Origin of the sequence: Desulfovibrio sp. 1188_IL3213 (assembly GCF_036763145.1) — a bacterium.
GTDB lineage: Bacteria > Desulfobacterota > Desulfovibrionia > Desulfovibrionales > Desulfovibrionaceae > Desulfovibrio.
In genome coordinates this window covers 1-3,676 of record NZ_JBAIYR010000226.1, presented here as the reverse complement: position 1 = coordinate 3,676, position 3,676 = coordinate 1, and the positions used below count along the sequence as shown (strand labels likewise).

At 57.1% G+C, this 3,676-nt stretch carries 2 protein-coding genes and 1 pseudogene; all 3 read left to right on the top strand.

Translation table 11 applies throughout. The features are described from left to right. Positions 1-190: 190 nt before the first annotated feature. Complete coding sequence (locus tag V6C16_RS09265) at positions 191-925, top strand: SPOR domain-containing protein (RefSeq protein WP_333543062.1); 735 nt, start codon at positions 191-193, stop codon at positions 923-925. 171 nt (positions 926-1,096) lie between these two features. Continuing rightward, positions 1,097-2,554: a catalase gene (locus V6C16_RS09260; RefSeq protein WP_333536024.1), complete on the top strand. Its 1,458-nt coding sequence runs from the start codon at positions 1,097-1,099 to the stop codon at positions 2,552-2,554. Between the two features lie 822 nt (positions 2,555-3,376). Further along, positions 3,377-3,676, top strand: a pseudogene (locus V6C16_RS09255) (biotin/lipoyl-binding protein); the annotation flags it as partial.

The window sequence follows — 3,676 nt, the reverse complement described above, 5'->3', positions numbered from 1 at the left end:
CCGCTCTGCGCCCGCATGATGGCCGAAGACCGCATTGCCGCCGAGCGCAAAGAGATGAAGCGGGCAGTCAACGGCTTCGCCCGGCGCTGCGGCCGCACTTTACGCACAGGGGCGCGCCTGTTATGTTGTGGTATGTGCGCTTTTTTCCGAAGAGACACACGCACAACTCCCAATACAGAAAGGAAAAAGCATGTCTCCAGTGTTTCGTAGCAAGTCACCGTCAGGCCAGGAAGAACCTTCAAAATGCCTGTGTCTGCGGCCGTCTTCTTTGCTGGCGGCGTGTTTTCTGATAGTGGCGGCCATCGCGCTTGCCTATGTGGGGGGCGTCATGAGCGGCCGGGCCTACTGGCGAAGCCACGGGGCGCAGCAGACGGCAAGCCGCAATACGCAGGGCAAGGCGGTTGAGGGCGAGCCGCAGGAAGAAGCCACGCCGCAGCAGCACATTTTGGCTCCTGAAGAATTGAGGTTTGCCAGGGTGCTGCGGGGTGAAAGCCTGCCTCCGGGCATGACCGAAGGGCTTAAGCCCGGCGAGGGGGCGGCGGCCCCGGCGCATGGGCCGCAGGTACAGGCAAATCCCAAGGCAGTTCAGCCCCCCGTACCCGTGGCGTCAGCTTCCACCGGACGGGCGGCACAAGCGGCGCCAGGCGAGCAGCCCGTGACGCTGCACAGTCTGCAACCTGTAAGCAATACATTCGACTATGTATTTCAGGTTGGAGCTTTCAAGGACGAAGAAAGTGTGGACAGTCTGCGCCAGCGTCTTGAGGGGCGCGGACTGCGAACCCGCATGCAGCGGTCTGGCAAGCTGCTTGTTGTTTTTGTGATGCTGCGCGGCAACGACGCCAGAGCCGAAGAAGTGGTGCATGCCTGTGAGAGTTTGAGCCTCGGCAAGCCCATCCTGCGCAGCAAGACGGCTGTAACACACTAGTATTGCAATAAAACAAGGAAAAGAGGGGAGGAGAGATTCGGTTGTTCGTAAATAGTAATAATTACTATTTACAAAATGGCCTATCCATGTCATCTTCCTGCAAAGGCGGTCACTGAGTCCGGGGCCGCAATTTTGCCTGGACTGCACAGACAAACCAAGGAGACGACCACTATGTCGAACGACCAGAACAAACTTACCAATAATGCCGGCGCGCCGGTGGCTGACAACAACAGGGTTCTTACTGCCGGGCCGCGTGGGCCAATGTTGTTGCAGGACGTATGGTTTCTTGAAAAACTGGCCCATTTCGACCGTGAGGTTATCCCGGAGCGGCGCATGCACGCCAAGGGGTCCGGCGCTTACGGCACCTTTACGGTCACCCACGATATCACGCAATTCACCAAGGCTTCTCTTTTTTCTCAGATAGGCAAAAAAACCGATCTCTTTGTGCGTTTTTCCACCGTGGCGGGCGAGCGCGGCGCGGCTGATGCCGAGCGTGACATTCGCGGTTTTGCTATCAAGTTCTATACCGATGAAGGCAACTTTGACCTTGTGGGCAACAATACCCCCGTCTTCTTTCTGCGGGACCCTTTAAAGTTTCCCGACCTCAACCATGTGGTCAAGCGCAATCCGCGTACCAACATGCACAGCGCCAAGGATAACTGGGATTTCTGGTCCCTCTTGCCCGAAGCCCTGCACCAGGTCACCGTGGTCATGAGCGATCGCGGCATTCCGGCCTCATACCGGCATATGCACGGTTTCGGCAGCCATACCTTCAGCTTTATCAATGCCAACAATGAGCGCTTCTGGGTCAAGTTTCACTTTAAAACCCAGCAGGGCATCAAAAATCTTACCGACGCCGAGGCCCAGGAGATCGTGGGACGCGACCGCGACAGCCATCAGCGCGATCTGTATGAGCATATTGAAAAAGGCGACTTTCCTCGCTGGAAGCTTTTTGTGCAGGTCATGCCTGAAGTCGACGCCGAAAAGCTGCCGTACCATCCCTTTGACCTCACCAAGGTCTGGTATCACAAAGACGTACCCATGTACGAAGTGGGCGTGCTGGAACTGAACCGTAATCCTGAAAACTACTTTGCTGAAGTGGAGCAGGCCGCGTTCAACCCTGCCAATATCGTGCCCGGCATCGGCTTTTCGCCGGACAAGATGCTTCAGGGGCGCCTGTTCTCCTATGGTGATACCCAGCGCTATCGCCTGGGCGTGAACCATCACCTTATCCCCGTGAATGCGGCGCGTTGCCCTATGCACAGTTACCATCGCGATGGACAGATGCGCGTGGACGGCAATTACGGCGGCCATATCAACTATGAACCCAACAGCTACGGGGCATGGCAGGAACAGCCCGCAGCTGCGGAACCGCCCTTGAAAATCAACGGCGATGCCGATCACTGGTCCTACCCCTGCGATGACGCGGACTACTTCGAGCAGCCGGGCAAACTGTTCCGTCTGATGACCCCGGAACAGCAGGAAGCTCTTTTCGGCAATACGGCCCGCAACCTTGGCGACGCCCCCAAGGAAATAAAACTGCGGCACATCCGCAACTGCGCCAAGGCCGATCCGGCCTATGGTGCGGGAGTTGCCAGGGCCTGCGGCATCGACACCGCAGAAATATAGCAAGACGGCCTGTCAGGTTTTGCCTGACTGGGAACGTGACTGCCTGACCCTGGTTGTTTTCTGACCCTTTTGGGGCCGACAGTTTTTCTGTCGTCCTGCATCCTGCAAGCCCCCCGGAATTTCCGGGGGGCTTTACTTTTCGGGCTATCGAAACAGGTGTGCGGGACGCAACGGAAGGCCGGCAGAACAGGCGGAATAAGTGGAACAGCGGGACGCAGGCGGTCGCGCGTTCTGCTGTGGGCCTGGGCAGGGTTGTTCGCCCAGACTGCTGTTCCAGCTTTGCCGACTGCCCGGCGTGCAAGAAATTTTCAAAAATTTTAATCTGTTCATGACAGCGCGATTCGGATATGGCATCTTTAGAGCAGTTTACGAATGAAACGAGTCAACTGCTCTGCAAGGATTTTCCTGAAAATCCTTGCCGCGAAATGCGAGCAGGCAGGCTTTTGCCTGCCGTAAGCAAGCATTTCAAGTGTTAAATGCTCTAGAGCAGATAAACTTCGAGAATGGACATTCTCAAAACTTACTTCGGCGCTTAACAGCGCAAATAAATTGCGTTTACTTACGCAGTCGCCAAAGCAGTTTCAAAGTGAAAATGTTCTAGAGCCGTAGAGTGGTTCAACGGGCCGCCAGGGGCGGGGGTTGCGCCCGGCCCGGCACAAGCCAGTGGACAAGGTATACAGCTCTGGCTATGATTCATGCGCGGCCGCTGTAAACAGCTGCGGCGCAAACACAAAGTCCGGCATTTGGCGCGCCTTGTGCCGCAAGTTGCCCCGCAGCCACTGGCGGGCCTCAGGTCAGTCGCTTGATGCATCAGGGGGACCCATGCAAATCTCTCGTAAGGTTGCGGGTGCGGCCGCCGTGGCGGCCGTATTGCTGGCAATCTTTTTTACCTGGTTTTGGTTGGCCGGCCGGAATAATGCCGCACTCACACTCTATGGCAATGTGGACATCCGCCAGGTTGATCTGGCTTTCCGGGTAGGTGGGCGCATTGCTGAAGTGCTGGTGGACGAAGGGGCTTACGTGGTTGACGGCCAGCCTCTCGCGCGTCTGGATGCCGACATGCTGACGCAGCAACGGGATGAGGCCGCCGCGCAACTGGCGGGCCAAAAGGCCGCCCTTATG

Excerpts from the sequence above, each read along its gene's own strand:
- V6C16_RS09265 (WP_333543062.1), top strand. The coding sequence starts at position 191 with ATGTCTCCAGTGTTTCGTAGCAAGTCACCGTCAGGCCAGGAAGAACCT.
- V6C16_RS09260 (WP_333536024.1), top strand. The coding sequence starts at position 1,097 with ATGTCGAACGACCAGAACAAACTTACCAATAATGCCGGCGCGCCGGTG.